Origin of the sequence: Stutzerimonas nitrititolerans, from assembly GCF_003696285.1 — a bacterium.
GTDB lineage: Bacteria > Pseudomonadota > Gammaproteobacteria > Pseudomonadales > Pseudomonadaceae > Stutzerimonas > Stutzerimonas nitrititolerans.
On the sequence record NZ_RFFL01000068.1, the window covers coordinates 1 to 661 of the forward strand.

Annotated in this window: 1 pseudogene; it reads left to right on the forward strand. The window is 66.7% G+C overall.

What is annotated here, in order from left to right:
* Positions 1-420 precede the first annotated feature (420 nt).
* Positions 421-661: pseudogene (locus EA795_RS20720) on the forward strand (hypothetical protein); the annotation flags it as partial.

Genomic DNA, 661 nt, shown 5'->3' on the forward strand with positions numbered 1-661 from the left:
GCAGCATTTCCGGCTCTGGCTGGATGCCGCCCGGGCTGGCGGGCCTGGACTACTCGCAGCCGCTGGAGCTGCGCAGTACCAAGGTTATCAACCACGTCGGCACCGGTCCTGAATTCGCGCTACAGCACACGCCGCGCCCGGACATGGCTCCATGGGCTCAGGCGCTGATCGGTGACCAGTGGGTGCGGGTGCCATGCAGCTATGCCGCTGGCGTGGTCACCATCCCGCCGGTACCGGGCGCCACGCTGTACCAGGCCTGCTACATGCCGGTCTTTTCCGTGTTCGCCGAAGCTCCGTCTGAAACGCAGGGCGCCACCCACGGCTGGTCGCTCAACNAGCCTGCCGGGCGGTGCCGCCGAGCCTGAATATGTGGTGCGTGGCCAGGCCTTCGCGTGGGCACTGCGGCTGCTGGTGGCTGGGGTGGCCGTCACTGCCCAACTCACCGGTACCGTCACCGTCGATCGGGAGGAGGGCGCCGCCGGCATCGCCGGGTTCGACCTGTTTATCGCGCCCGGTGTGCCGGTAGTGCCGACAGATTGGATCGGCCGCACCGTAATCTTGGATTACATCAGCACGTCTGCCGGCGAAACCACTGAAACCCGGCGTTTTACCGGCCAGATCAGCGGTCCGACCTGGAACCCCATCACGCGCCTGCTTCACT